1 protein-coding gene is annotated in these 324 nt (G+C 50.0%); it reads right to left on the bottom strand.

Annotated features, from left to right (window positions below):
- On the bottom strand, nucleotides 1-324 hold a 324-nt coding region (locus tag Q5762_RS37645; protein WP_315896813.1), incomplete at both ends, for a hypothetical protein.

The raw sequence follows: 324 nt of genomic DNA, 5'->3' as shown, positions 1-324 counted from the left end.
AATGACAGCGGGTTTTTCGATTGGAAATAATTAAAATATGTTTGGTCATCGCCGTAAATTACGGTTTTCGTGTTGCCGTCTTTCTTATTCTTTTCGGCGTGCTGCTCGCCAATCTTTTTCATCCAGTCAACGGGATCGTCATCTATTGACGGTGTTCCATCCGGCACGCTCGGCGTCGGTTCGTCTGCCGCGTCAACGACAAGACAACCCGGCAAGTTTTTCAACTCGGCAATGTCTTTCGGTCGCGGGTATTCGAACACCCAATTCTTTGCCGCAGCGTCCCAACGCCCGCCCAATTGTTTCAGGCGTTCGCGATGGTCAAAT

Source organism: Streptomyces sp. P9(2023), from assembly GCF_032436795.1.
In the GTDB taxonomy this organism is placed as follows: domain Bacteria; phylum Actinomycetota; class Actinomycetes; order Streptomycetales; family Streptomycetaceae; genus Streptomyces.
This window is presented reverse-complemented; position numbering and strand designations above follow the sequence as displayed.